At 65.3% G+C, this 26,347-nt stretch carries 26 protein-coding genes and 1 pseudogene; 19 read left to right on the plus strand and 8 right to left on the minus strand.

Going from position 1 to position 26,347, the window contains the following annotated elements; translation table 11 throughout:
* The first annotated feature begins 33 nt into the window (after positions 1–33).
* The 5 genes from RBB42_RS17850 to RBB42_RS17870 are packed head-to-tail and all read left to right on the plus strand — an operon-like array spanning position 34 to position 7,143.
* Positions 34–2,478 carry a PEP/pyruvate-binding domain-containing protein gene (locus tag RBB42_RS17850; protein ID WP_306043396.1) on the plus strand — a complete coding sequence of 815 codons (2,445 nt, stop codon included), beginning with the start codon at positions 34–36 and terminating at the stop codon, positions 2,476–2,478.
* Positions 2,471–3,562 carry a BtaA family protein gene (locus RBB42_RS17855; protein WP_305970816.1) on the plus strand — a complete coding sequence of 364 codons (1,092 nt, stop codon included), beginning with the start codon at positions 2,471–2,473 and terminating at the stop codon, positions 3,560–3,562. Before RBB42_RS17850 ends, RBB42_RS17855 begins: the two co-directional genes overlap by 8 nt.
* Positions 3,559–4,887, plus strand: coding sequence for a hypothetical protein (locus tag RBB42_RS17860; RefSeq protein WP_305970817.1), 1,329 nt, complete (start codon positions 3,559–3,561; stop codon positions 4,885–4,887). Before RBB42_RS17855 ends, RBB42_RS17860 begins: the two co-directional genes overlap by 4 nt.
* Positions 4,884–5,732, plus strand: coding sequence for a hypothetical protein (locus RBB42_RS17865; protein WP_305970818.1), 849 nt, complete (start codon positions 4,884–4,886; stop codon positions 5,730–5,732). The genes RBB42_RS17860 and RBB42_RS17865 overlap by 4 nt, the downstream gene beginning before the upstream one ends.
* Positions 5,725–7,143, plus strand: coding sequence for an AMP-binding protein (locus tag RBB42_RS17870; protein ID WP_306043738.1), 1,419 nt, complete (start codon positions 5,725–5,727; stop codon positions 7,141–7,143). Before RBB42_RS17865 ends, RBB42_RS17870 begins: the two co-directional genes overlap by 8 nt.
* On the opposite strand, the gene RBB42_RS17875 is transcribed toward RBB42_RS17870, so the two are convergent.
* The 3 genes from RBB42_RS17875 to RBB42_RS17885 are packed head-to-tail and all read right to left on the minus strand — an operon-like array spanning position 7,140 to position 9,437.
* A complete protein-coding gene (locus tag RBB42_RS17875) occupies positions 7,140–8,006 on the minus strand; it encodes a polysaccharide deacetylase family protein (protein WP_305970820.1) in 867 nt (288 codons plus the stop codon). The two genes, RBB42_RS17870 and RBB42_RS17875, sit on opposite strands and share 4 nt — an antisense overlap.
* 46 nt (positions 8,007–8,052) lie before the next feature.
* The gene (locus RBB42_RS17880; protein WP_305970821.1) at positions 8,053–8,694 is read right to left on the minus strand and encodes a phosphoribosyltransferase family protein; all 642 of its coding nucleotides are present in this window, start codon (positions 8,692–8,694) and stop codon (positions 8,053–8,055) included.
* Positions 8,691–9,437 (minus strand): BtpA/SgcQ family protein, encoded by a 747-nt coding sequence (locus RBB42_RS17885; protein ID WP_305970822.1) that lies wholly within the window; start codon positions 9,435–9,437, stop codon positions 8,691–8,693. The genes RBB42_RS17880 and RBB42_RS17885 overlap by 4 nt, the downstream gene beginning before the upstream one ends.
* Positions 9,438–9,534: 97 nt before the next feature.
* Here RBB42_RS17885 and RBB42_RS17890 point away from each other — a divergent pair, with 97 nt between their 5' ends.
* The 7 genes and pseudogenes from RBB42_RS17890 (at position 9,535) to RBB42_RS17915 (ending at position 15,626) form a co-directional block, all read left to right on the plus strand.
* A complete protein-coding gene (locus RBB42_RS17890) occupies positions 9,535–10,413 on the plus strand; it encodes a LysR family transcriptional regulator (RefSeq protein ID WP_306043395.1) in 879 nt (292 codons plus the stop codon).
* 136 nt (positions 10,414–10,549) lie between these two features.
* Positions 10,550–11,677, plus strand: a complete 1,128-nt coding sequence (locus RBB42_RS17895; RefSeq protein WP_305970823.1) for a polyamine ABC transporter substrate-binding protein — start codon at positions 10,550–10,552, stop codon at positions 11,675–11,677.
* Between the two features lie 58 nt (positions 11,678–11,735).
* Entirely contained in the window at positions 11,736–12,578 is an 843-nt protein-coding gene (locus RBB42_RS17900; protein ID WP_305970824.1) for an ABC transporter permease, read from the plus strand.
* Positions 12,578–13,357: an ABC transporter permease gene (locus RBB42_RS17905; RefSeq protein ID WP_306043394.1), complete on the plus strand. Its 780-nt coding sequence runs from the start codon at positions 12,578–12,580 to the stop codon at positions 13,355–13,357. Before RBB42_RS17900 ends, RBB42_RS17905 begins: the two co-directional genes overlap by 1 nt.
* Positions 13,354–13,836: pseudogene (locus RBB42_RS28140) on the plus strand (ABC transporter ATP-binding protein); the annotation flags it as partial. The gene RBB42_RS17905 and the pseudogene RBB42_RS28140, both read left to right, overlap by 4 nt.
* 294 nt (positions 13,837–14,130) lie before the next feature.
* Positions 14,131–14,355, plus strand: a complete 225-nt coding sequence (locus RBB42_RS28145) for a TOBE domain-containing protein (protein ID WP_371932203.1) — start codon at positions 14,131–14,133, stop codon at positions 14,353–14,355.
* A 29-nt stretch (positions 14,356–14,384) separates the two neighbouring features.
* Positions 14,385–15,626 carry a cytosine deaminase gene (locus RBB42_RS17915; RefSeq protein ID WP_305970827.1) on the plus strand — a complete coding sequence of 414 codons (1,242 nt, stop codon included), beginning with the start codon at positions 14,385–14,387 and terminating at the stop codon, positions 15,624–15,626.
* A 169-nt stretch (positions 15,627–15,795) separates the two neighbouring features.
* Here the strand turns inward: RBB42_RS17915 and RBB42_RS17920 are convergent, their stop codons facing one another.
* Entirely contained in the window at positions 15,796–17,415 is a 1,620-nt protein-coding gene (locus tag RBB42_RS17920) for a GMC family oxidoreductase (protein ID WP_305970828.1), read from the minus strand.
* 133 nt (positions 17,416–17,548) lie between these two features.
* Here RBB42_RS17920 and RBB42_RS17925 point away from each other — a divergent pair, with 133 nt between their 5' ends.
* Entirely contained in the window at positions 17,549–18,460 is a 912-nt protein-coding gene (locus RBB42_RS17925) for a LysR family transcriptional regulator (protein WP_305970829.1), read from the plus strand.
* Here the strand turns inward: RBB42_RS17925 and RBB42_RS17930 are convergent.
* The 3 genes from RBB42_RS17930 to RBB42_RS17940 all read right to left on the minus strand — a co-directional run bounded on the left by RBB42_RS17930 (position 18,445) and on the right by RBB42_RS17940 (position 19,965).
* Positions 18,445–18,651, minus strand: coding sequence for a hypothetical protein (locus RBB42_RS17930; RefSeq protein WP_305970830.1), 207 nt, complete (start codon positions 18,649–18,651; stop codon positions 18,445–18,447). The genes RBB42_RS17925 and RBB42_RS17930 overlap by 16 nt on opposite strands.
* A gap of 74 nt (positions 18,652–18,725) precedes the next feature.
* Positions 18,726–18,878, minus strand: a complete 153-nt coding sequence (locus RBB42_RS17935) for a hypothetical protein (protein ID WP_305970831.1) — start codon at positions 18,876–18,878, stop codon at positions 18,726–18,728.
* A gap of 7 nt (positions 18,879–18,885) precedes the next feature.
* Positions 18,886–19,965, minus strand: coding sequence for an isopenicillin N synthase family dioxygenase (locus RBB42_RS17940; protein WP_305970832.1), 1,080 nt, complete (start codon positions 19,963–19,965; stop codon positions 18,886–18,888).
* A 249-nt stretch (positions 19,966–20,214) separates the two neighbouring features.
* Between RBB42_RS17940 and RBB42_RS17945 the strand changes: the two genes are divergently transcribed.
* Genes RBB42_RS17945 through RBB42_RS17970 form a run of 6 tightly spaced genes read left to right on the plus strand, consistent with a single transcriptional unit; the run spans position 20,215 to position 25,505 of the window.
* A complete protein-coding gene (locus tag RBB42_RS17945) occupies positions 20,215–21,288 on the plus strand; it encodes an ABC transporter substrate-binding protein (RefSeq protein WP_305970833.1) in 1,074 nt (357 codons plus the stop codon).
* A 6-nt stretch (positions 21,289–21,294) separates the two neighbouring features.
* Positions 21,295–22,359 carry an ABC transporter ATP-binding protein gene (locus tag RBB42_RS17950; protein ID WP_305970834.1) on the plus strand — a complete coding sequence of 355 codons (1,065 nt, stop codon included), beginning with the start codon at positions 21,295–21,297 and terminating at the stop codon, positions 22,357–22,359.
* Entirely contained in the window at positions 22,356–23,333 is a 978-nt protein-coding gene (locus tag RBB42_RS17955; RefSeq protein WP_305970835.1) for an ABC transporter permease, read from the plus strand. The genes RBB42_RS17950 and RBB42_RS17955 overlap by 4 nt, the downstream gene beginning before the upstream one ends.
* Positions 23,333–24,130 (plus strand): ABC transporter permease, encoded by a 798-nt coding sequence (locus RBB42_RS17960; protein ID WP_305970836.1) that lies wholly within the window; start codon positions 23,333–23,335, stop codon positions 24,128–24,130. Before RBB42_RS17955 ends, RBB42_RS17960 begins: the two co-directional genes overlap by 1 nt.
* Positions 24,131–24,141: 11 nt before the next feature.
* Entirely contained in the window at positions 24,142–24,756 is a 615-nt protein-coding gene (locus RBB42_RS17965) for a cysteine hydrolase family protein (protein ID WP_305970837.1), read from the plus strand.
* Entirely contained in the window at positions 24,753–25,505 is a 753-nt protein-coding gene (locus RBB42_RS17970) for a hypothetical protein (RefSeq protein WP_306043740.1), read from the plus strand. The genes RBB42_RS17965 and RBB42_RS17970 overlap by 4 nt, the downstream gene beginning before the upstream one ends.
* A gap of 9 nt (positions 25,506–25,514) precedes the next feature.
* Here the strand turns inward: RBB42_RS17970 and RBB42_RS17975 are convergent, their stop codons facing one another.
* Positions 25,515–26,297 carry an MBL fold metallo-hydrolase gene (locus RBB42_RS17975; RefSeq protein ID WP_305970839.1) on the minus strand — a complete coding sequence of 261 codons (783 nt, stop codon included), beginning with the start codon at positions 26,295–26,297 and terminating at the stop codon, positions 25,515–25,517.
* Positions 26,298–26,347: the final 50 nt, after the last annotated feature.

Here is a 26,347-nt window from a genome sequence, read left to right on the forward strand (position 1 = left end):
TGCGGGGCTGCCGCTGGCGCTGGGGGGCGGGACATGAAGGGGGTGATCCCGGCGGACAGGGCGCTGGACCCGCAAGAGGTGGGCGGCAAGGCCGCCGCCTTGTCCCGTCTGAAAGCGGCGGGTTTTGACGTCCCCGGGTTCCTTGTCCTGGCCGACGATGCCTTCACCGATCATGGCACAGACTTGGCTGAGACCGTCACCGGCGCGTTGCCAGACGCGTTGGCCGCGCTTGGGCCGGGGCCTTTTGCGGTGCGGTCCTCGGCGCGAGCCGAGGACGGGGCCGAGGCCAGCCATGCCGGACAGTTCGACACCGTTCTGAATGTTCCCGCCTGCGGGATCGCGGCGGCGGCGGCGCAGGTGCGCGCCTCGGGCGAGGCAGAGCATGTCGCGCGCTACCAGGCCGACCGTGGCGTGGACGATAGCGGCCTTCCGGCGGTCCTGGTGCAGTGCATGATCGCGGCGCGGACAGCCGGGGTTGCCTTTTCCGCCGACCCGGTCAGCGGGCGGCGGGATCTTTGCGTTGTGTCCGCGGTAGAAGGACTGGCCGACGCGCTGGTCGGCGGAGAGGTGAACGGCGAAAGCTGGACGGTCTCACCCGATGGCGTCATCGATGCGCCGGAGCCGCCCGAGGTCCTGACGCCGCAAGAGGCCACCGAGGTCGCCGAGCTTGCCCGCCGGGCCGAGGCGGCGTTTGGTGCCCCGCAGGACATCGAATGGGCCTACGATGGCGCGCGGCTGCACCTGCTGCAATCCCGTCCGATCACCACCGATCTGCGCCTCGCGCCCAGGCCGGACGCGGCGCTGGTGGTTCTGGACAATTCCAACATCGTCGAGAGCTATCCCGGCCTCGTCAGCCCGCTGACCTACAGTTTTGCCGCCTATTGCTACAACCGCGTCTACCGCGCCTTTGTCCGCCTGCTGGGCCTGTCCGAGGCGCAGATCGCCGAAAATGCCGCCGTCTTCGACAACCTGCTGACCCGCATCGACGGGCGGGTCTACTACAACTTGGGAAACTGGTATCGCGCGCTGGCGCTCTTGCCCGCATTCTCGCTCAACCGGGGTTACATGGAAACCATGATGGGCGTCGAGGAATCGCTGCCCGCAGAACTCACGGACAGGCTGGCCCCGGACCCGGCGCGCGGTTGGCAAAAGGTGTCGGCGTTCTTGGCGCTGGGGCGCGTTGCGGGTGGTCTGGCATTCGAAGCCATGCGGCTGGGCCGGACCCGGCGGCATTTCCTGGCGCGGCTGCAATCCGCGCTGGACGAGGGGGCCGACACCGATGGCGCCAACCTGACCCAGCTCGCCGCGCTCTACCGCCGGATCGAAGGCCGGTTGCTGGATCGCTGGGACGCGCCTCTGGTCAACGATTTTCTCTGCATGATGGGGTTCGGCGCCTCGCGTGCGCTGTTGAAACGATGGGCCGGGGAGGCGGGCGAGAGTTTCCACAACGACGTCATGATCGGACAGGGCGGGATTGTCTCGGCTGAACCCGCCCGGCGCATCGCCGCGATGGGCCGCATGGCGCGCGAAACGCCGGGCGCCCAAGAGGCGCTGGGGCAGGGGCGGCCTGCGCTGAGGGATTTTCCCGACCTCGATGCCGCCGTTGCTGCCTACCTTGACGAATTCGGGGATCGCTGCACCGAGGAGTTGAAGCTCGAAAGCCTGCCGCTGTCGGAAGCCCCCGCGCCGCTGCTGGCCGCAATTGCCAGTGCCGCCCGCCGGTCCGATGAACCGCAGGCCCGCCGCAGCGCCCCTGACTGGCACAGGCTTTTCCCGGGCCAGCCGCTGCGCCGTGCCGTGGCGCGCGCCCTGACAGGCTGGGCTGCCGCCCGCGTGCGCGACCGCGAGAACCTGCGGTTTGAACGGACGCGCATCTTTGCCCTGGCGCGGCGCTGTTTCCTGGCGATGGGGCGCGAGTTCCACGCCCGAGGTCTGCTGGACGCACCGCGCGACGTGCTGTTCCTGACCGTGCCCGAGGTCATGGGCACCATCGAGGGCAATGCGCCGGGCGACGACCTGCGTGCCCTCGCCGCCATGCGCAAGGGTGAGGCAGAGGCCAGCGAAAACCGGCCCGCACCCCCCGAACGGATCGAACTGCGCGGACCCGTGGGCGCCTATCGTCCTGCACCGGCGGCGTTCCCGGAAACCGAGGGTGGCGATGGCCGCACCGGGACGGGCTGTTCCAAGGGCAAGATCACCGGGCGGGCCCGTGTCGTGCGCGATCCGCGCCGCGAAATGCTGGAACCGGGAGAGATCCTCGTGGCGTCGAACACGGACCCGGGATGGATCGCGCTGTTCGCTGGCGCGGCGGCGATCGTCGTGGAACGTGGTTCGCTCTTGTCGCATTCGGCCATCGTCTCGCGCGAGATGGGCATTCCCTGCGTCGTGGGCATCCGTGACGCAACCCGATGGTTGCGGACCGGTGACCTGATCGAGGTGGATGGCGGCACCGGAGAGGTCAGGAAACGCGATGGATGACAGGGGGATCGACCAGCGCGCCTCGTTCGAGGGCATCCGCTATGCCCAGGCCTGGGAGGACGCCGATGTCCTGACACAGGCGATGGGCGAGGTGTCGGGGGGCGATCTGGTGGCGGTCTGTTCCTCGGGTGACAATGCGCTGGCGCTGCTTCTGAACGATCCGGCGCGGGTCTTTGCCGTCGATATTTCGCCGGCCCAGATCGAATGCCTGAACCTGCGCCTGGGCGCCTACAAGGCCCTGACCCACGCAGAGTTCCTGGAACTGATGGGCGCACGCCACAGCACCCGGCGGGCCATGTTGCTGGCCCGGGCCTTGTCCGATGCGCCGGGCCATACGCGCACCTTCTGGACCGCGCTGACACCGCAGGTCGAGGCGCATGGCGCGGGCGGTTTGGGCAAGTTCGAGGGCTATTTCCGCATGTTTTCGCGCTACCTGCTGCCTTTGGTGCACAGTCGCGCGACCATCGACGCGATTTTCCAGCCCCGTGACCGTGCCGCGCGCGAGGTCTTTTTCGACAGGCGGTTCAACACCTGGCGCTGGCGGCTGTTGGTGCGCGTGTTCTTTTCGCGCGCGGCCATGGGGATGCTGGGCCGCGATCCGGCCTTTTTCGAACATGTCCGGGGCAGCGTGGCCGACCATGTCTTTTCCCGCCTGCGTCACGCAGGCGTGGACACGGACCCGGCGCAGAATCCCTATCTGCACTGGATCATGAAACGCTGCCACGGCACCGCGCTGCCCTTGCCCTGGCGGGCAGAAGCCTATGAGGTCATCCGGTCACGACTGGACCGGATCCAGCCGGTGCAGGGCACGGCAGAAGAGTTGAACCTTGACGGCGTTGCGGGGTTCTACCTGTCCGACATCTTTGAATACATGTCGCCCGAGCTGGCCGCGCAAGTCTATGGCACCTTTCTGGACATGGCGCGGCCCGGGGCGCGCCTGGTTTACTGGAACATGATGGCACCGCGCCGCGTGCCGCCCGCGCTTGCCAATCGCGTCACGCCGCTGAGCGGTCTTGAATCCCGGCTGAAGGCGCAGGACATGGCCTTTTTCTATTCCGATTTCGTGGTCGAAGAGGTCGGATGAGTATCCTTTGGCAATTGGCACTGGCGCTGGGGCTGATCATGGGTCTTCTGGGCATCATGTCGGTCCTGTCGCGCGTGGCGCGCCGGGGCGACTGGCACCCGGAGCTGGCGCGCAAGATCGTGCATGTCCTTGCCTCGGGGCTGGCCATTCCATTGCCCTGGCTGTTCGTGGACGATTGGCCGGTCTGGCTGGTTCTGGGGCTGGCCCTGGTGGCGATGGTGGCCATGCGCACCCCGCTGCTGGCGGGGCCGGGCCGGGCGCTGCACTCGGTCGCGCGCAAGTCCTGGGGCGACGTGCTGCTGGTGGTCTCGGTGGGTCTGTTGTTCCTGCTACAAGGCGCGCACCCGGTGCTTTATGTCCTGCCGCTCTCCGTGGTTGCGCTTGGCGATGCCGCCGCCGCGCTGGCGGGCAGCGCCTATGGCCGCACCTTCTACCTGACGCCCGACGGCCGCAAGAGCGTCGAGGGCAGCACCATGTTCCTGCTGGTCACGCTGATCCTTGCCATGATCTGCCTGCTGCTTCTGACCGACATGGGGCGCGGTGAACTGATCCTTGCCGCTTTCTGCATCGCGGTCTTCGCCACGGTGATCGAGGCGGACAGTTGGGCCGGACTGGACAACCTGTTCCTGCCGATGGGCGTCTACCTGTTTCTTGTCAATTTCTACGGCTGGCCGGACACGGGCGGGATGCCGCGGCTGGTGGCGGCGGCCTTGGCCATGCCGCTGGCCTACGGGATCAGCCTTGCCTCCGGAGCCTCGGGGCAGATCGCCCGGATCCACGCGGTGGCATTGTTCATGATCCTTTGCGCCGTGCACGTCTGGAACGCGGTCCTGCCGGGGCTGGTGTTGTTGGGGCACGCGCTGCTTTCTGCCCGGCAAAAAGAGGACGCGACCGATCGGGGCGCGCTGAACGTGGTGACAGGGCTTGCGGCGGTCAGCTTTGCCTTTCTTGCCATCGACGTGCCCTGCGGCGCCAGTGGGATCAGCTTTTACGGCATCGGTTGCGCCGCGATTGCCGCCGGGCTGGTGTCACAGGGCCTTCCGGAAATGACGCGTCCAATTCGTCTGGGCGCGGCATTGGCGGCCTGCGTCACGCTCTGGCTGCTCTGGGTCCTGCTTGGGGACCTGAACGCCGCCAGCATGGCCTGGCACGCGGGGCAGGAGGTGCAGGCGGCGGCACTGATCCTGCTGGCGGGTCTCTTGCCGCAGGTCTGGCCCGGGCTGTTCCAACGTGGCGCGGAATTCCGGATCACCGTGCTTGGGGCGCTGCCTGCGCTGTGTCTTTATGGCGGCAACTGCCTGCTGAACGGGGGAGCGGGGGCATGACGAAACAACTGTGCGAGGGCGCCGGTGCGCGCGCCAACCTGTATCCTGAAGGGCCGGAGTGGGAGGGCGCGCCAACCGCCACCATCGGCGAGTTCAGGTGCGACAGTGCCGAGGCTGGCGCCGCGCTGCTGCGGTCGATCTGCGACGAGGTCAGGGCCAAGGGCAAAAACCGCGTCCTGGGACCGATGAGCGGGGACACCTGGCACAGCTACCGCCTTGTGACCGAAAGCGATGGCACCCCACCTTTCCTGATGGAACCGCAGAGCGGTCCGCATGACCTCGCCGCCTTCGAGGCCGCCGGTTTCAGCCCGGTCTCGCGCTATGTCTCGGCCCGCGTGGCGCCGGAGGCGGGCATCGGCCCGGACCCCGTTCCCATTCCCGGCATCAAGATTGCGAATTGGGACGGCAGCGCGGCCGAGGCACATTTCGCCGAGGTTCATGGGCTGTCGACCCGCGCCTTTGCCGGCAACGCCTTTTATCAACCGATCGGACTGGAGGCCTTCCTGGCGCTCTATACGCCCTTTGTGCCGCTGCTGAAGCCCGAGCTGATCTTTACCGCCCGTGACGAGGATACCGGGGCGCTAGTAGGCTATCTGTTCGGGATTCCGAACTATGGACATGGGGCCAATCCCGACACGGTGATCCTGAAGACCTATGCCAGCCTGCGACCCGGGCTGGGCCATCACCTTGCGCATGCCTTTCACGTCCGGGCGCGCGAACTGGGCTATGCGCAGGTGATCCATGCGCTGATACACGAGGACAACGCCTCGGCCGATCGCAGCCGCCGTCACGGCGGAGAGGTCTTTCGCCGCTACGCGCTGATGGGCCGTATTCTGGATGACTGACCTCGCGCGGCGCTTTTCCCGGGTCGCGGCGGAACAGGGCGACCGCACCGCGCTGATCACTCCGACAGAGCGCGTCAGCTTTGCCAAACTGGAGCGCCGCGCCAGCGGTTTCGCCGCCACCTGCGCCGCGCGCGGTCTTGGCAAGGGCGACCGGGTGCTGATCGCCATGCCCGTCGGCGTCGATTTATATGTCGCTTTGGCCGGGTGCTGGCGGCTAGGGGCGGTGGCCGTCTTTCCGGAACCGGCGATGGGCCTTCGGGGGCTGCGCCATGCCGTGGCGGTGACAGGGCCGAAAGTCCTTCTGGCCAGCGGTCTCTATCGGCTGATCGGCCTGCTGCCTGCGCTTTGGGGTTGTCCGCGGCTGGCGCCCGCGCGCTCGGACCGGGGGCAGATGCCGGCGGTGGACCTCACCCCGGAAGACCCAGCCCTGATATCCTTTACCTCCGGGTCTACCGGCGCGCCCAAGGCGATCCCGCGCAGTCACGGCTTCCTGACTGCGCAGTTTCAGGCGGTGCGTCAGGTGCTGGCCACCGATCACGCGGAAACCGATCTTGTCGCCTTTCCCGTCTTTGCGCTGGTCAACCTGGCCGAGGGGCGCCCAACTGTGCTGCCCGACTGGAAACTGACCCGTCCCGAAAAGGTCACCCCCAAGGCACTGTCGGGCTGGATCCGGCAGACGGGAGCCACCCGGGCCCTGCTGCCGCCCGCGCTGTGCGAGACATTGGCGGGGGCGGAGTTCCCCCAGGCGCTGCACAGCGTCTTTACCGGCGGCGGTCCGGTCAAACCTGCGCTTGTGGACCGTTTGCAGAACTCTGCTCCGGGGCTGCGGGTGGTTTCTGTCTACGGCTCGACAGAGGCAGAGCCGATTGCCGAACTGGACTGGACCGATGTCGGCGCAGAGGATCGCGCCGCGATGGCCGAGGGCGCCGGGCTGCTGACCGGGGCGCCGGTCCCGGGGACGCAGGTGCGCATCGTGGCGGATGAGATCCAGGTGGCCGGCGCGCATGTCAACGGGCACTACCTAGATCCGTCGCAGGAAACCGGCACCAAGATCCGCGAGGGCGCGACGGTCTGGCACCGGACCGGCGATGCCGGGCGGCTGGACGGGCAGGGGCGGCTCTGGCTTCTGGGGCGGAGCGATGCGGTTGCACAGGGGCGCGACGGGCCGCTCTATCCCTTTGCGGTCGAACTGGCCGCCGAAAGCTGGCCGGGCGTTTCCCGCGCCGCCCTGCTTTCCGGCGATGGCGGGCCGCTGCTGGTCTACGAGGGTACGGCGGACCCCGTGGATTGCGCCGCCAAGGCCCGCGCGCTGGGTCTGGCCGATGCGCGTCGGGTTGCGGCCATCCCGCTGGACCGGCGGCACCGGTCCAAGGTCGACTACACGGAACTGCGCAGGCTGGTGAGCCGCTAGTCACCAGCCGGGCCGGGCACCTCGTCAACCCGGAGGTCGGACCGGTGAAGGGCGGCGTGACGCGCGATCTCTTCAAGCGGGGCGAACCAGGCCTCGCTCTGTGTCAGCACCTCTTCCAGCCAGCGTTCCAGGACCTGCCAGCGGGCCAGCCGTCCGGTCAGGAACGGGTGCAGAACCGGCATCCAGAACCCGCCAACCTCGCGCGCGGCCTCGTATTCCTCGACAAAGGCGCGGATGCCGTCCGTGGGCGCACGCACCGGCATCAGGTATCCGATCTCCTCGAAATGGGCAAAGGGCGGCCAGTCATCGTTGCCCCAGTGCGGCGGCAATTCGATCAACTCACCCGCAGGCGCGCGCAGCAGGTAGGGCATCTCGTCCGCCATGAGCGAACTGTCGTAGAGAAACCCCTCGGCGATCAGCCGGGCGATCACACCGGGCGTCGCGTTGTAGACCGGGGCGCGATAGCCGCGCGGTTTCATCCCCGTCAGACGCTGGTGGACCTCCATCGCGCGCCCGAACAATTCGGCCTCGCGCGCGTCGGAATGCCCCATCGGGTCTTCGTGCCGCCAGGAGTGATGCCCGATCTCGTGGCCGTCCTTCAGGATCATTTCGACCGTAGCGGGGTATGTTTCCATCACCCATGCCGGGATGAAGAAGGTCTGCCGCAGACCCAGTCGCCGGTAGGTGTCCAGGATGCGGGGCACGGCAACGGTCGGCCCGTAGCGACCCATGCTGACCGGCGCCAGCCGCAGGTGCCCGTCGTCGGGGCGGGCGTTGCGGATCAGGCTGTCTGCGTCGATGTCAAAGGTGATCGCTGCGGCAAGGCGCTTGCCATCGGGCCAGGGCAGGGGGTGCAACAACATGTCGGGTCCTTTTTGCGTGCAGCCTGCGTGCGGCCCGGGCGGCGGATCAAGGGGCAGGGCTGCGCCCGGCGGTGGGAAAGGTGCGTGGCGGGGCGTAGCGGGCGAAACTGCCCAGCGATTGCGCATTGCAGTCCGCCTGCCAAGAGGTGCCGGGCAGCACCGCGCTGGTCACGCTGTAGATCTCGCGGAAGCCGGCGGTCCTGTCGTTTTCTTCGACGGCAATGGCGACAAGGCCGGCGATCACGCCCTGTTGCCGTTCGACCAGGCGGATCGCGCCGTCCATCGTGCCTCCGGTTTCGATCCACTGATCGACCAGCAGGACCCGCGTACCGCGTGCGAAGGCGGGGGTGCGCATCTCCATGTTCTGGGTGCGGCCCGAATAGTTGACGTAGCTGACGCTGTCGGTTTCGACGCAGAGCTTGCCCGCCTTTCGGATCGGAAGAAAGCCGCGCCCCAGCCGCGCCGCCAGCGCCGCGCCCAGCACAAAGCCCATCGCGTCCAGCCCTGCCACCACGTCGATCTGCCCCGGATCCAGGTCGGCGCAGAGATCGTCCAGAAGATCCCCGAAGGCCGTGGAGTTGATGTAGATCGAGGTCGGGTCAAGCCAGGCAAACTGTGGCCCCTTGGTGTTGGGGGACATCAGCGAGAGATACCATCGGTCGTCGCGGGGGCCTTCGGAATGGGTCATGAGCTTGCTCCGTGGATGCGGGTTACAGAGAGCAGCGCCGCGAGGCGCGCCGGGTCGATGTTGTAGAAATCGCCCGGCAGGTTGATGCCGGTGGCGACAAGGAAGCAGTTCACCGCAGCGCGGTAGCGAGGGGCGTTGTCCGGCGTGATGCCGGAGGCCAGCGCCAAGGGGGCAGTTCCCAGCGCGCTGCGGAAGGTCTGGATCTTGGACAGGTCGGCCTCTTGCCCGGTGGCGATGCCGGAGGTGGTCACCACGTCCATGTAGCGGGCGGCGATCCGGGCGGCGGTGGCATGCATCTCCGGTGGCACCGGGCGCTGTTTCTTGAAGGCGACGCCGCCGAAATACAGCCCTTGCCAGCCACTGTTGGCGCGGATGCGGGCGATGCGCGCGGCCTCTGCCTGATCCTGCGCGGTTTCGTCGATCCGCGCATCGTCTGCCCAGTAGGCCTGAAACTCGACACCCTCGCGCGCGAGTTCCGCCAGCACTGGAAATGCCAGGTCGCCGGGTTGGTCCAGGAAGTTGACGCCCAGCCAGGCCCGGGGGCGCGCGGCCCTGATCTGCCTGAGGATTGGCAGGAAGGGCGCCATCGGGAAATCATGGTTGATCAGAAAGACCCCGGGACAGCCCGCGTTCAGTGCAATGTCGATGTTCGCCAGCGCCTGGTCACGGTCTAGGACGTGGATGACGGGGGTCACGATGGGGCCCGGTCCGGTTAGCAACTGTCCAAAATCTGGGCAGGTCATGCCATCATCTCCCGTATTTCAGACAGAAGCTATGAAACCGCCCGGCATATGAAAAATTTATAGTCCTAATGTCTGCATAAGGTTGGCCTATGTGCGCATGGCCACCAACATCCCGACCGACCTTCTTCGCAGTTTCGTCACCGTCGTCGACCTTGGCGGCTTTACCCGGGCTGCGCAGGCGCTGGGGCGAACTCAACCCGCCATCAGCCTGCAGATCCGGCGGCTGGAGGAGCTTTTGCAGACCAAGTTGATCCGTACCGCCGGACGGCAGTTTGCGCTGACGGATGCGGGCGTGGCGCTGGGACCCTATGCGCGCCAGATGCTGCGGCTGAACGACGATATCGTGGCGCATTTCGGCGATCGGGCGCTGTCGGGGCGCATCCGTGTCGGCGTGCCGACGGACTTCGCTCATAGCTTTCTGTTGGAGGCGATTGCGGATTTTGCGGTGACACATTCCGAGGTCAACATCGAGATCGAAAGCCTGTTGTCCAGCGGACTGCGCACGGCACTTGCCGCCGATACGTTGGATATCACCGTGGCCGTGGTGCCCGAGGGCGATGTGCGCTACCTCGTCGAAAGCGCGCTGGTCGAACCCTTTTGGGCGGTCAAGGACAGTTTCCACCTGGACCCCAGGGCGCCCTTGCCGATCCTCTGTCACCCGGAGCCTTGTGAATATGCCAGCCGGATGCGCAACGCATTGCGTCTTGCCGGGCGCAGCTGGCGGACCGTGCTGCTGTCCCGGGACGTGGCCGGTTTGCAGACGGCGGTGCGCGCCGGGCTGGGGGCCACGGCACTGACCCCCGCGACATTGCTGCCGGGGATGCGGGTCGGCCGCCCGGACGAGGGTTTTCCCCAGTTGGCGCCCCTGCGCATCGGTCTGTTCTACAAGCATGCGACGCTGAGCGGGGCCGGCCACGGGCTGGCGCAGCACCTGCTGGAACATATCCAGGGATCGCGGTCAGCGGCCAAAACATAAGCCATCCTAATGCGACCATACCAACTGGAAATTTCCCAGTTGGTCCAATCTGCTCATAGGCTGTGCACCAGATCGCTTTGGCCGCAACTCCGCGGATCGGGCGGCGGACAACAGACCAGACCGACACGGAGGTTCCATGACCAGATCGACCTTTACCCTTTCGCGGCGGCGCCTCCTTGCCGGGGCAGCGGGTGCCGCGCTGACGACGCCGATGATCAACCGCGCCTGGGCCGCGGACCCGGTGCAGATCAACATGCTGGCCTGGTACGGCCATGCCGAGCCGGACATCGTGGCCGAGTTCGAGGCCGCCAACAACGTCAAGTTCGTGCCGAAATACTATGCAGGAGGCGACAACATGCTGGGCCTGATCGCCCAGTCTCCTCCGGGTACATATGACCTGATCCTGTCGGATGCCGAGTTCGTGCAACAGTTGAACATGGCCGGCTACATCGAGGAAATGGACCCCAGCCTATACCCTTTCGACGACTTCTGGCCAGAATACCAGAAGTTCCCCGGCCACTGGACCGACGACCAGCTTTGGTCGGTGATGGTGCGGTTCGGCCTGCTGGGAGTGTCCTACAACTCGGACGTGATGACCCGCGAAGAGGCGATGAGCTACAACGCCTTCTGGAATCCCAAGATCACCGGCAAGCTGGGCCATTTCGACTGGCACTTGCCGTCGCTCGGCCAGATCTCGCTGTTGAACGGCAACCGCGACCCGTCGCCCTTCGACATTTCCGAGGACGCCTGGGAGGCGGTCATGGAAAAGACGCTGAGCCTGAAACCGCAGGTCGGCGGCTACTTCGATTACGGCGGCACCTTTGCCAGCCTCAAGAACGGCGAGATGCTGGCGATGGCGGGCATCGGCGACTGGATCACCGGTGTTCTGCAAAAGGACGGTGCTCCAGTGGCGAGCGTGATCCCCGAAGAGGGCGGCATCCAGTGGACCGAGAGCTATTCCATCGGCAAGGGCACGACCAAGCATGAGATCATCAACAAGTTCATCAACTACATGCTGAGCCCCGAGGGACAGGTGAAGTCGATCAAGATGGCCGCTTACCCGGGTCTTTCGCCGCTGAAATCCGGCTGGAAGGCCATCCAGGAGGCAGATCCGGCCGAGGCCAAACGCTCGGGCCTGATCGAAGGGGACGACCAGTCGCCGATCAAGCTGCTGTCCGAGGGCCGGCTCTTCTTCCGCGACATCCCGCGGCAGCAGGACCTCGAGGACTGGAACGATTTCTGGTCCGAGTACAAGACCGCCTGAGCGCAGGCAACGCGCCCCGGCCCTGTGCCGGGGCCTCTTTCCCTCCGGTTCCCCGATCATGTCCAAACGCTTTGAAGCCTATCCCTATGTCTGGCGCCTGCCGCTGCTGATCTGGCAGGGGCTGTTCTTTGTCGGGCCGCTGATCCTGATGGTTGCCATGTCCTTCTGGCTGGTGCGCAACTACCGGATGGAGCCGGACTTCGTTCTCAAGAACTGGGACCGAATGCTGGGGCGCGACTATTTCTGGAACGCCTATTGGGTCACGCTCTGGCGCGCGACGCTGGCCGGTGTGCTGGCCAGCCTGATCGCCTTCCCGGCCTCCTATGCGCTGGCCTTTCGCGTGTCGGAAACCACCCGCCGCTGGGCGATCTTCTTCCTCATCGTGCCTTTCTTTACCTCCTACCTTGTGCGGGTCTACGCTTGGCAGGTGCTGCTGGCCGAAAGCGGGCCGATCAACGCCGTTCTGGGCTTTGGCGGGCTGGGGCCCTTCACCATGCTGAACTCCGGCTTTGGCGCGATGGTGGGCTACATGACCCTTGTCCTGCCGCTGGTCGTCATCCTGCAGACCTTCAGCCTCGCCGCCATCGACCGCAACCTGATCGAAGCCGCCTGGAACCTGGGCGCCTCGCCGCGAGAAACCTTGTTCCAGGTGATCCTGCCCGCGGCGCGGATTGGCCTGATCCTGGGCGCCACCTTTGCCTTCATCCTGTCCTTTGGCGATTTCGTCAGTCCGTTTTACCTTGGGGGGTCAAAGCCACCGACACTCTCGATCCTGATCATCGACACCACCAAGTCCGGCCAGCAGTGGCCACGCGCCGCCGTCGTTGCCATCATGATGATCGCGACGCTGTTCGTTGCGGCCTTTGCTGCCGTCGGCGCGGCCTACGGTCGGAGGAAATGATGCGGCCCTCGGACATCGCCTTTCGCCTTTACCTCGTGGCACTTTTTACCTTCGTCTTCCTGCCGATCCTGACCAGCATGGTCTTTTCGCTTAACTCCGATCGCTTTCCCACTGTTCCGTTGGGCGAGGTCACGACCCATTGGTACGAAACCGCCTTTTCCCGGCCCGAGGTCTGGACCGCCTTCGGCAACTCGCTGATCGTGGCCGTCTGCGCCGCCGCGCTGTCCACCACGCTGGGCTTTGTCACCGCCTACACGGATTTCCGCTACGGGTTCCGGTTCAAACCCGCCTACCTGGCACTGGCCCTGCTGCCGCCGACCATCCCGCTGGTCATCATGGGACTGGCGATGCTGGCCTGGCTGGGACGGTTGGGGATCTCCGGCACGTTGCCCGGCATCATCGTGGCCCATACGGTCATGGGCGCGCCCTTTGCGATGGCGATTTGCCGGCTCAGGCTCAGCCAGATGGACCCCGCGCTGGAGGCGGCCGCCTGGAACCTTGGGGCCTCGCAGTGGCGGGCCATGCGGGCCGTGGTCATTCCCTTCTGCTTGCCGGCGCTGATCTCGGCCTATTGTCTGACCGCCGCCGTCAGCTTTGACGAATTCATCGTGGCCTGGTTCGTCTCGGGCCTGAACAAGACGGTGCCGGTGATGATCCTCGAAATCCTTCAGGGCAACGTCGATCCCCAGATCAACGCCATCGGCACGGTCGTCTTCCTGACCTCGATGGCGCTGGTGATCATCGCCCAGCTCCTGATCCTGCGAAAGACCAATGCATGACTGACTCGGATCCGCTTGTCCGCTTCTCGGGCGTCCGCAAGACCTATGGCACCTTCGAGGCGGTCAAGCACCTCGACCTCGACATCGGGCGGGGTGAATTCGTCGCCATCATGGGGCCCTCGGGCTGCGGCAAGACGACGACGCTGCGGATGCTGGCCGGGCTGGAAGAGCCGACAGCGGGTGAGATCACCATCGACGGCCGGGTCATGAACGAGGTCTCTGCCCATGATCGCGATACCCCGCTGGTCTGGCAGTCTCTCGCGCTGTTTCCCTTTCTGAACGTCAAGGAAAACGTCGAATTCGGGCTAAGGATGCGCGGCGTGCCCAAGGCCGACAGGCACGGGCGGGCGATGCTCTGGCTCGAACGTCTCGGGCTCAAGGGGTTCGAGACGCGCCGCATCGACCAGCTTTCCGGCGGCCAGCGCCAGCGCGTGGCCCTGGCGCGGTCGCTGGTGACGGAACCCCGGATGCTGCTGCTGGATGAGCCGCTCTCGGCGCTCGACGCGCATTTGGTGATCCGCATGCAGGGCGTTCTGACCCGGTTGCAAAAGGAACTGGGCATCACCTTCGTATATGTGACGCATTCCCAGTCCGAGGCATTCGCAATGGCGGATCGCGTGGTCATCATGGGGCACGGAGAGATTGCCCAGATCGGAAGACCGCAAGAGATCTTCCGCGCACCAAGAAACCGCTTTGTCGCGGAATTCGTCGGTCGCAACAACATTCTCCCCGGCGACAAGCCGGGTCATGAACTGGTCGTGGCCGCAGACCGGATGCAGGTCAGCGCCAGCGATCCGGGAGAGGGCGCGCTGGCGGCGGAATTCCTGTCGGAAGAATTCGCAGGCACCGGGATCATCTGCTATTTCGAAGGTCCGGAGGGCGTGGAACTCAAGGCGCAGGTCACCGAGGACCAGCTTGACGACCTTTCCCCGGAACCGGGCCAGCGGTTCTGGTTGAACTGGGCGCCCGGCGCGGCGCATGTGATGGCCGGGATATGAACCCGGTACATGAACAGGGGACAGGGCACATGAACATCGACATCCTGGTGAAGGGCGGGCTGCTCGCCGATGGGACCCAGGCCGATATCGCCATTTCGGACGGCCTCATCACGGCGGTGGAGCCGGGCATCACCGCAGAGGCGGGCGAGGTCATCGACGCCGGCGGCAAGCTGGTCTCGCAACCTTTCATCGACTGTCACTTTCACATGGACGCGACGCTCAGCTACGGGCGACCGCGGGTCAATGCCTCGGGTACCCTGCTCGAAGGCATCGCGCTCTGGGGAGAGTTGAAACAGCAGCAAAGGCGCGAGGATATCATCGCACGCGCGCTAAACTATTGCCGCCAAGCGGTGGGCAAGGGCGTTTTGGCGATCCGCAGCCATGTCGACGTGACCGATCCGAATTTCCGCACGGTCGAGGCGCTGCTGGAAGTGCGCGAGGCGGTCCGGGAGGTGCTTGACCTCCAGCTTGTCGCCTTCCCGCAGGACGGCTGGTACAGGGCGCAGGGCGCCGAACAGCAGGTGATCCGCGCGCTGGATGCAGGTGTCGACGTGGTCGGCGGCATCCCGCATTTCGAACGAACGATGGCGGATGGCGCGGCAGCGGTCCGGGCGGCCTGTGAACTGGCGGCGGAGCGGGGCCTGCGCGTGGACCTGCACTGCGACGAAAGCGACGATCCCCTCAGCCGTCACATCGAGACCCTGGCCGCCGAGACGATCCGCTGCGGTCTGCAGGGCCGCGTGGCGGGCTCTCACCTGACCTCGATGCATTCGATGGACAATTACTACGTCGCGAAACTCCTGCCACTGATCGCCGAGGCGCAGGTGGCGGCCATCCCCAATCCCCTGATCAACATCACCCTGCAGGGACGAATGGATACCTACCCGAAACGGCGAGGATTGACCCGTGTGCCGGAACTGCGCGCTGCGGGTGTCACGGTGGCCTTTGGCCAGGACTGCGTGCGCGACCCCTGGTATCCGCTGGGCTCGGGCGACATGCTGGACGTAGCCCACATGGGGCTTCACATAGCCCTGATGACGGCACCCGAACAGATGCGCACCGCTTTCCAAATGGTGACGGAAGACCCGGCGACGATCATGGGTCTGGACCTCGGCCTCACGCCCGGAAAACGCGCCAGCCTCGTGGTTCTGGACGCGCCTGACCCGATCGAGGCATTGCGCCTGCGCCCCGCGCGCCTCGCTGTCATCTCGAACGGCCGCGTCGTGGCCCGCACGGAACCGGCCCAAACCGCGCTTTCGGTGGGATTCTAACCTCTCCTTTTCCCCTGGAGAAACCTGCCGCCGCCATTTGTGCGCAACCTTATGCGGACTTGGCACAGGCCCTTTATCTTTGGGCCGAAAATACCTCTGGGCGGGCGGGGGGCAAAGCCCCCCGGCGGGCGCCGCGCGCCAGCGCGGCGAAACACCTATTGAAAGAGGCTCAGGCCATCAGATGTTTCCGCGCCGCCGCCCGGATCATGTCGGCCGCCTTCTCGGCAATCATGATCGTGGGGGAGTTGGTGTTGCCTGAGGTAATGCGGGGCATGACTGAGGCATCGACCACCCGTAGCCCGCCGATGCCGTTCACCTTGAGGTCGGGTCCCACCACTGCTGCAGGGTCGGTGCCCATGCGCGCCGTGCCCACGGGGTGAAAGATGGTCGAGGCGATCTGCCCGGCGCCTGCGGCCAGGTCTGCATCGCTCTGATAGCCGGGCCCCGGCTTGAATTCCTCGGGACGGTATTTTGCCAGCGCATCCTGTTCCATGATCCGCCGCGTCAGCCGGATCGCCCGCGCCGCCACGATCCGGTCGCCCTCGGTCGAGAGGTAATTCGGCTGGATCTCGGGATGCGCCATCGGATCCGGTGAGGTGATGCGTACATGGCCCCGGCTTTCGGGCCGAAGGTGGCATACGCTGGCAGTGATCGCGTCGAACTCATGCGGAGGCTGTCCAAAAGCCTCCAGAGTCACCGGTTGGACGTGGTATTCCAGGTCGGGGGTCGCCACCTCGTCCGAGGAATAGGCAAAGGCCCCAAGCTGGCTGGGCGCCATCGACATTGGCCCAGTGCGTCGCGCCAGGTATTCCAACCCGATTTTCGCCTTTCCCCAGAGCGACGAGGTCATGCTGTTCAATGTCTTTGCGCCAGAGACCTTGTAGGCACAGCGGATCTGCAAGTGGTCCTGCAGGTTGGTGCCGACTGCGGGCTGATCCAGGACGGTCTCGATCCCCTGTTCCTGCAACAGGGCACCGGCCCCGATCCCCGAGAGCTGCAGGATCTGCACCGACCCGATCGACCCCGCCGACAGGATGACCTCGCGCCGTGCGTGTACCTGCATCGGGGCGCTCTGGCGCCGGAACCGCAGGCCGGTCGCCCGACGCCCGTCAAAGAGCAGCCGCTCTGCCTGGGCATGGGTCATGACATCCAAGTTGGCCCGTTGCCGTGCCGGTTTCAGGAACCCCTTGGCCGTGCTCCACCGCCATCCCTTGCGCTGGTTGACCTTGAAGTAGCCGACGCCGAAATTGTCGCCCCGGTTGAAATCATCACTCTCGGGCAAGCCCGCCTGGACCGCCGCCGCCTTCCAGGCGTCGAGGATCTCCCAGCGCAGGCGCGCCTCTTCGACCCGCCATTCGCCGCCGGTACCGTGCATCTCGTCGGCGCCGCCGTAATAGTCCTCTGACTTGAGAAAGTAGGGCAGAACGTCGTCCCAGCCCCAGCCGGTCAGCCCCATCTGCCGCCAGCCGTCGTAATCCGCCGCCTGTCCGCGCAGGTAGAGCATCCCGTTGATCGAGGAACAGCCGCCCAGCACCTTGCCGCGCGGATAGAGCAACGCGCGCCCGTGCAGGCCTTCGCAGGCGGCGGTCTTGTAGCCCCAGTCGGTGCGCGGATTGCCGATGCAGTACAGGTAGCCGACCGGGATGTGGATCCAGTGGTAATTGTCGCTGCCGCCCGCTTCCAGCAGCAGAACGCGGGTGTCTGGGTCCTCGGAAAGGCGGTTTGCCAGCACGCAGCCTGCGCTGCCCGCGCCGACGATGACATAGTCATAGGTTCCAAGTTCCTGCAAAGTCGCCTCCCTCCGGTCCGGGGGCAGTATGGGTTGTGGCGGTGCGGTGGCGCAATCTGCAAAAACGAACGGTCAATGCCTGTTTCCGTTCAATGTCTCGCTCGGTATCTTGCTCCGAAAGGAGGGCCCCGGCATGAGCGCATCCCTCGACTGGGCCGATGTTCGCTATTTCCTGGAAACCGCCCGGGCCGGACGCTTCAACGGCGCCGCACGCCGGCTGGGTGTCAGTCATACCACGGTCGCCCGCCGGGTCGCGCGGCTGGAAGAGGCCCTGCGCAACCGCCTGCTGGAGCCGGCTGCGGGCGGTCTGGTTCCGACAGAGGCGGGCGCTGCCCTGATCCCGCTGGCGGAACGGATGGAGTCACAAGCGGCGCAGATCCTCGACCGCCTGCAGCGGCCCGGCACGTTGACTGGGCGGGTTCGGATCGGGGCGCCCGACGGGTTCGGCAACGCGGTGCTGTCGCGGATGCTGCCCGGTCTCTTGCGGCTGGAACCGGAACTGGAAATCGAGCTGGTCCCGGTGCCCGCCGCGCACAAGCAGTGGAACCGCGAGGTCGACATTGCCATCAGCCTTGATCGTCCGCAAACCGGGCGGCTTGTGATACAGAAACTGACCGACTACGAGCTGCGGCTCTATGCGTCGCGTGCTTTCCTGAAGGCGCATGGCTGCCCGCAAGACCGCCATGCCCTCGGACGATTGCCGCTGGTCGGGTACATCGACGAGCTGCTCTATACCGAGGCGCTGGATTTCAATCGTCTGGTGCATCCGGGCGCGCGGACGGTTTACAAGGCCGCCACCGTCCAGGCCCAACTTGAAGCAGTGCAAAGCGGGGTCGGGCTGGGCGTGCTGCCTTGTTTCATGGCGCGCGATACGGCGTTGGTCCCGGTCCTGCCGGACCAGATCCGATTTACCCGCGCGTACTGGTTGCTTCATGCCGAAGACGATCGCGAAATCTCGCGCATTCGCAGGGTGATCGATTTCCTGCGCGAAGAGACACACGCGCTGGCAGATGTGTTCCGGTACGACACTCAGTCCGGGGGGTGATGCCAGATGATTGCAACCGGATGCGGCAAGAGACCGGCAAAGCAGGCGTCCAGTTCCATGCGCAATTGACCCATCAACGCGGCCCGGTCGGGGCGATCGATGATCCAGACGAAGCCGTGGGCCGCGCCCCGGCGGCCCATCTCGGAGAAGGGGCAGGCACATCCGGTGTAAACGTGGCAAGCATCGCGCACGATCCATGCAAAGGAGAGCCCCTCGGAAAAATCCCGGTCATGCGAGGCGCGGTCGTGCAGGTTCTCCTGTAGGGTCAGTCGCCGAACACGCCTTTCAACACATGCGCCGATCCGGTGACGGCGGCGAAATCCTCCTCGGCCTCCGCCGAGGTCAGCGGTGTCAGGACAAAGTTCGGAAACGGTGCGCTGCGGGGCAGGAGGCCTCCGTCGAAATCCGGGTGTCTCATCCCGGGCTCATGTGCCGGGCTCTTTCGCCTCTCGCATGAAAGGGTTTTCGTCCGGAACCTCGAAATCCAGTACCAGCTCGCCCTTTTCGCGTGCGTCCGCCATGTAACGAAACGCGTTCACGGACATGCGCATCAGATGATCGCCGGCTTTCATCGGCGGATATTTCTCCATGACCTCGGGGGTGCGGAACTTTTCCAGCGGTTCGACCACCGCATGGTAGTCCAGACCAAAGAACAGCGGGAAGGAATACCTTTCTTCGCCAAGGTTGGCGACGCGGTGCTGGGTGGACTTGAACTGTCCGCCGGACCATGTCTCGAAGATGTCGCCGATGTTGACCACGAAACACTCCGGGATCGGCGGCGCTTCGATCCAGACATCCTCGGCGTTCATCACCTGCAGGCCCGGGGCGCCGGTCATCAGGATGGTGAAACACTCGAAATCCGAATGGGCCGCGATGCCGACCAGGTCCTTGGTTGCGGGCATCTCGTTCGGCACATAGCGCAGGAGACGCAACTGCGAGGTGGGATAGGTGATGTGCCGGGTCAGTTCCTCGGTCTCGACCCCCAGTTCCATCGCCAGCGCGTCCAGCAGGCGCAGGCCAAGGCCGAAGGCCTGATCGTAATAGGTTGAAATCGTGTGTTTCCAACCGGGAATGTCAGGCCAGACGTTCGGGCCGGTCATGCGCCAACCGGCAAGATGATCGGGGTGATCCGCGGGCGCCTCGTAGGACATGTCCCAGGCTTCGTTGAAGTTGATCGACTTGGGGAAGTCGGCGCCGTTTTCCTCGAAGGGGACGTAGCCGCGGTGGTGGGTGGTAAAGCCCGACCAGTACTTCATCTTGAAATTTCGCGGCTTCTCGTGAAATTCCTTCGATGCGGCAAAGACCGCGTCGATCAGGTCCTGCGAGATCCCGTGCCCGGTGATGTAGAAAAAGCCCGAGGTGCGTGCCGCATTCCCCAGTTCGGCGGCGACCTTTGCCTTGTCCGCCGCGTCCCCCGTGAACAACCCCGAAAGATCGACGACCGGCAGCGCCGCATCCTCAACGGTCAGGGCCTTCTGGTCGTCCGATATCGTGCTGCGCGCCATGCGTCGTCTCCCGAGTCGTTTGCCTGTTCTCAGGCTGGCTCGAAAGGACGAAGCAGGGTCCCTGCGGCGATTAAGAATGCCGCCGGGTTGGCGCCCTTTGCCTTCAATTTGATCAATTGCCGGGGCCGCTGGTCCTTTCGCGGTCGCTTTCTTTGACCGTTCACCGGTCTGCGCGCGCTCATGGGATCATGATGGGGCCGCCAGCGTCGACGCGGCGAAATGCGCGGCCGGGGAATGAGGAAGTTCACCATGACCAAGCTCAACAGACGTACCTTGCTCAAGACCGGGGTTGCCGGTTTCGCCGCCTCCAGCGTGCTGGGCACGCCGCTGATCGCGCAGACTCGCAGCCTGAAGATCGGCAGCTATGGCGGCTACTTCGAGGACAGCTTCAAGGAATTCGTCTATCCCGCCTTTACCGATGCCACCGGCATCGCGGTGGAAAGCGTGACCCAGCCCAACTCGACCGACTGGCTGGTGACGATGCAGCAGGCAACCGCCGCCGGCAGCGTGCCCGCCGACCTTTCGCTTTATGCCCGCGACACGCTGATCAAGGCCAGCCGCATCGGCGGGCTTCTGAAACCGCTGAACCTGTCGGCCATGCCGGCGGCGGGCAACCTCGATCCCTATTTCGTCTTCGAGTCCCCCGAGGGCGCGCTGGGGGTCGGGGCAATGTCCTGGTTCACGGCAATGGTCATCAATCCGGGCGAGGTCGAGGCGCCTGCCAGCTGGGCCGAGTTCTGGGACAGCTCGATCTACGAGGCATCGCTGGGCCTGTCGCGCAACTACAATTCGCAGTTCCTGGACATCGTCGCGGCGACCTTCTTCGACGGCGAAGCGACCTTCAAGACCGATGAGGGCATTCTCGCGCTGATCGAGAAGGCGGCCGAGATCAAGCCGAATGTCGCGCTGTGGTGGTCGGCGGAAAGCCAGATGGAACAGTCGATGAAGAACGGCGACGTGATCGGCGGGCAGTATTACCTGGATGTGGCCAACCTGATGGCCGCCGACGGTTTCCCGATCAAGCCGGTCTTTCCCAAGGAAGGCAACCCGCAGGACTATGGGTCGTGGTGCCTGTCGTCGCTGTCGGACAAGGCGGACGAGGCGGCGGAGTTCATCAATTTCTCGTCCGATCCGGCGACACAGGCCTTGATGAGCCGCAAGATCGGCACTGCGCCCCTGCTGGACCAGTCCAAGACCGACCTGACCGACGAGGAGTTCGCCTTTGTCTCTGGCACGCCGTCGATCCGGCCCGCCTACGAGGCCTACCTGGACAAGGAGACCTTCATCAAGGAGAGCTGGGACAAGATGCTGGCAGGGGCATAGGCGCCCATGTCCGGCCTTGTTCTAAAGGGCATTTCGAAGAGCTTCGGCGGCACCCGTGCCGTCGAGCAGGTCAATCTCATCTTCGCCGAAGGGCAGCTGACGGCGCTGTTGGGGCCGTCCGGCTGCGGCAAGACCACGCTTTTGCGGATGATCGCGGGGCTCGAGGCGCCGTCATCTGGCGCCTTGCTCTTGGGGGCGCGGAATATCACCGATCTGCCGGCGCACAGGCGCAAGTTCGGCATGGTTTTCCAGAACTTTGCCCTGTTTCCGCACCTCAGTGTGCGCGAGAACGTCGCCTACTCGCTCAGCATTTCCGGGGTGGGCAGGTCGGAGGCGGCTGAGCGGGCGAACCGTTTGCTGGATCTCGTGCAGCTCTCGGCCTTTGGCGACCGGCGCATCGGGGCGCTTTCGGGTGGCCAGCGGCAACGCGTGGCCATCGCGCGGGCGCTGGCGCAGGAACCGGAGGTCTTTCTTCTGGACGAGCCGATGTCTGCGCTCGACGCCAAGCTGCGCGAGGAAATGCAGGTTGAACTGCGACTGCTGCAACAGCGCCTTGGCATCACCACCGTCGTCGTCACCCATGACCAGCGCGAAGCGATGACGATGGCCGACAGCATCGTCGTCATGTCGAATGGACGTGTCGAACAGGTCGGCAGCCCGCAGGACATCTATCACCGGCCCGAAAACGCCTTTGTCGCGGATTTCATCGGCAAGGCGAACTTCTTCGATGGCGTGACCGAGGCCGGGGGGATCCGTATCGGGGCCACGCATCTCTCCGCCAAACCGAATTTCGTCAATGGTTCTCCGGTGCGGGTGGCGATCCGACCGGAACGCGCCTGCCTGGACGATGATCCGGGCGAGAACCGGATGCCTGCGAAGGTGACATTCGTGCGCGATCTCGGTCCGGTGCGAGAATACCATCTTGAGACGGCGCTCGGCCCCATGGTGGTCGAATACGCCCTGGGCGAAGGCGGCAAGACCCTTGTCATCGGGGACCAGACCGAGGTGCGCCTGCCGCCCGAGGCGCTGCATGTCTTCCCCGATCCGCAGGCCGCGGTGGCCGCCGAATGACAGCGGTAGAGCGGATCGCGGCCGATACGGCAGACCGCCCTGCGCGCGAGCGTCTGACGCCGCGCCGCATCCTGCCCTGGCTTCTAAGCGCGGTGATCGGGGTGCTTTGCGTCGTGCCCTTCCTGCTGGTCATCGCGATTAGTTTCGGCCGCAAGATCGAGGGGGCCGCCTGGGTCTGGGACTTCACGCTCGAGAACTACGAGCGGTTTTTCGTCGGCGCGCTCTGGCCGGACGAGGTGACGTTTCTCTACCTCCAACAACTTGGGTTCAGCTTTTGGTACGCGGTGGTCGCCTCTCTGCTGGCGGTGATGACGGCACTGCCCTTTACGCTGCTTCTGACAGGGCTGTCGCGCAGGGCACAGGCGGCCTGGCTGGCCTTCATCCTGTCGTCGCTCTCGCTCTCCGAGGTCTTCATCGTCATGGGCTGGGACATCCTGCTGTCCAACAACTCGGGCCTGCCGGCGCTGTTCAAGTCCACTGGGCTGACCCAGTGGTTGAAGGACGTTGGCTGGTTCCAGACCTTGCGCGACTGGGGCCTGGCCAGCCCGCGCAACGTCAAATTCAAGACCTCGCAGTTCGCGACCATTCTGACCATGAGCTACCTCGTCTGGCCCTACGCGGTCATCCTTCTCTTCCCGGCGCTGTCGCGCCTCGACCGGTCGCAGAGTGAAGCGGCGCGAACGATGGGGGCAGGGGGATGGACCGTCGCGCGCACGGTGATCCTGCCGGCGATCCGGCTGCCGCTCTTCGGCTCGACCTTGCTGCTGTTTGTCTTCCTGCTGGGCACCTATGTTGCCGTGACGGTGTTCGCCGCGCCGGCACAGCACACGACGGCTGTGGCAATCTATACCAACATCCGCGGTGCCAATCTCAACGCGCCCTTCGGGGCGACGCAGGCGGTGATCCTGTTGATCTCGGCCGGGGTCTGCCTGGGCCTTGGCCACCGGTTGAACCGATGGGCGGAGGCGCGGTGATGCGGATTCTTGGGCCTCTCTACATGGCATTCTGCGCGGTCCTGCTGGCGCTGCCGATCGCCGTGGTCTGCGGCGCCGCGTTGAACGGTGGCCGCAGCATGTTCTTTCCTCCGCGCGACCCCACGCTGGCGCGGTTCGGCGAGTTCTTTGTCTCCGAGCCAGTCTGGACGCAGGCCCTTTTGAACTCTGTCGTCGTCGCGGTCGGGGCGGCCACCTTGGCGGTGCTGCTGGCCTGGCCGGTGGCTTACCTGCTGTGGTCGACAGGTTCGAAACTGTCGCGCACGCTGGCGGCGCTTGGGTCCATGCCCTTTGCAGTGCCGCCCATCGTCTTTGGCGTGGGGCTGGGGTTCTTCTGGGGCTTCCTGGGCGGGCTGGGCACGATCTGGGCCGGTGTCGTCAGCCACGCGGTCCTGCTGATGGCGCTGCCGCTCGTCACGATCTCGATCGGGTTGCAAAGCATCGACCGGTCGCACCTCGACGCCGCCGCAACGATGGGGGCCACGGAATCCGTGACCTTCCGAACCGTGATCCTGCCGCAGACGATCCCCTATACGATCTCCGGTTTCTTCTTCGTGCTCGTGCTTTCGTTCAACGAGTTCATCGTCATGTTCTTCGTCTCGGCCTCGGGGTTTGCCACCGTGACGTTGCAGATCTTCAACTCGCTGAGGAACGGCTACACGCCGACCATGGCCGTCGCGGCGATCACCTTCATCGGTGTGTCCGTCCTTGTCTTTTCCGCTGTCGCCCGATGGGGCGACCTTCCGCGCCTGATGGGCGCGGATCAATCCCGCAACTGAAGGAGAGCGTCATGGCCCGTCAGCCCACCATCGTCGGAAACCCGGTTCTTCTGGTGATCGACATCCAGAAGAGCGCCTTCATGGAGGTCAAGGCCGGCATCCCCGTGATGCCCGGATACCGAGAGAACATGCAGCGCGCCCGCAGCGTCGTGGATGCCGCCCATGATGCGGGCATCCCCGTGGTCTTCGTTCAGGAAATCCATCGCCGCGACATGGTGGATTACGGTCGTGAACTGGACGGATCAGAGGACATCCATTGCATGGAGGGGGAACCGGGTACGCCGGTCGCCTTCGAGGAAATGGGACGTCTGCCGGGCGACTACTACGTCCCCAAGCGGCGCTATTCCTGTTTCTACGGGACCGAGATGGAGATCCTGCTGAAGGGCCTTAAGGCGCAGACGCTGATCCTGGTCGGCGGCATGACGGATGTCTGTGTCCACTACAGTTTCGTCGACGGGCACCAGGGCGATTACCATTGCCGCGTGGTGGCGGATTGCGTGGGCGGCACCTCGCCCGAGGCGCACCGGGCCGCTTTGAACGCGATGGAGTACCTGCAGGAAGGCGCGGTCATGAGCGCCGAGGACATCATCACGGCGATGAGTGAGCAGAGGATGGCCGCGGAATGATCACGACACAGACACTCCAGGGCCATTGGCACCGGGCATGGCTCAAGTCTCAGGCCTTTTGCGACACGGAAACGACCGTGCACTGGATGCAGTGCGGCCCGCTTTACGTCGATGTCCGCATTCCGCCGAACCGGCCCGATACGCGCGGCGCCACGGCGCTGGCGGACCTTCCGGATGCGGCTCTGCTGTCGCTGCTGCGGGCCGAAGGCTTTGCGGGCGTTGTCGAACTGAACGCGGATGTCTGCACCTGGCAGCGGCTGATCAACTGGCATGGCCGCCCCGAGCAGGAGGACAGCGGTCATCTCGAATTCCGCAGCTCGGATCAACTGATGGAGACCGGCGTTCTGGGCGACTATGCCGAACTCTGGAACCGCCGCAGCGGCCACCCTGCCAGCGCGGTGCACCTGAAGGCGGGCAGGGCCGACGCCTATCTTGTCACCATCGGAACGCGGTTCGTCTTTGGAATCGGCCTGCAAGAGGCGGAAAACTCGCGCAACACGATCGCCGCGCTGGAGGCGGGTCAGCGGACCTGGGCCATGCAACAGCAATTCGGACATGTCTTTGCCTTTGGCTGCTGGGACGGGGCGCACGGGATCGCGGAACTGTCCACGAATCCCCTGATCGAGGGGCAACGCTTGCTAAGCTGCACCGGAGACGGCGAATTGATCTGGCACGCGGTGGATTTCCTTGGCCAGTCTCGGGACGTGCCGCTGACGCGCCCGGTGGAGATGCTCAACCACGTTGCCTGAGTGGGCGTGTCAGGCGCCCCAAAGTCCGAGGTAATGATCGACGATCCGATGGCAGCGGTCGCGCCCGAAGGCCGGATCGTGGCCGCCCATGACCCGGTTGACCGGCAGCGCCCGGATGCGGCGCAGAGTGTCGGCATAGGCGGCGATGTCCATGCCCGGCCCCTCGTAGATCAGTGGCCCGTCGTAGATCGCGTCGGCCCCGAAAAGCGTTCCGCTGTTGCCGTGCCAAAGGCCGATCTGGCCGGGTGAATGCCCGGGCAGATGCAGCACCTCGGCTTTCCAGTCGCCAAGATCCACCACTGCGCCGTCTTCTACCGTCCCGGTCGCGGGCGCCGGTTTTAGAGTATAGGCTTCCAGGTCGAACCCCGCGTGCGGGAGCGCATCCACCAGGTGTGGCCAGAGCGGCGGATAGCCCGCGTCGGCAAAGAGCTTGCGGATCCGGTCCGGGATCCCGGAGGTGTCGAGGCTGTAGGCTTCCGGCGCTGCCAGTTCGTCGGCCTCCAGCGGGTGCACCAGCCGCGTTTCGAATTCATGCGCGGCACCGATGTGATCGACATGTGTGTGGGTGGTGAACAGGATCAGCGGCCTTGCAGGATCGGGCCTCAGCGCGTCGACCGCAGGCCGCAGCGGCGCCACGCCCATGCCGCTGTCGACAACCAAATCGGCCTCTGACCCCAGAACCAGAAAGATGTTGGCGGAAAAGATCGGATGCACATGCGGTTCGCTCAGAACCCAGGTGCGTTCGTCGATCTGATGTGTGCCGTACCACGGCGAGGCAACGGGATAGCGCATGTCCGCAGCCTGGCCCGGCGGAACGAGTTGCGCAACAAGCCTGCCCGTTT

The organism is Mameliella sp. MMSF_3455 (assembly GCF_030733205.1).
Lineage (GTDB): Bacteria > Pseudomonadota > Alphaproteobacteria > Rhodobacterales > Rhodobacteraceae > Antarctobacter.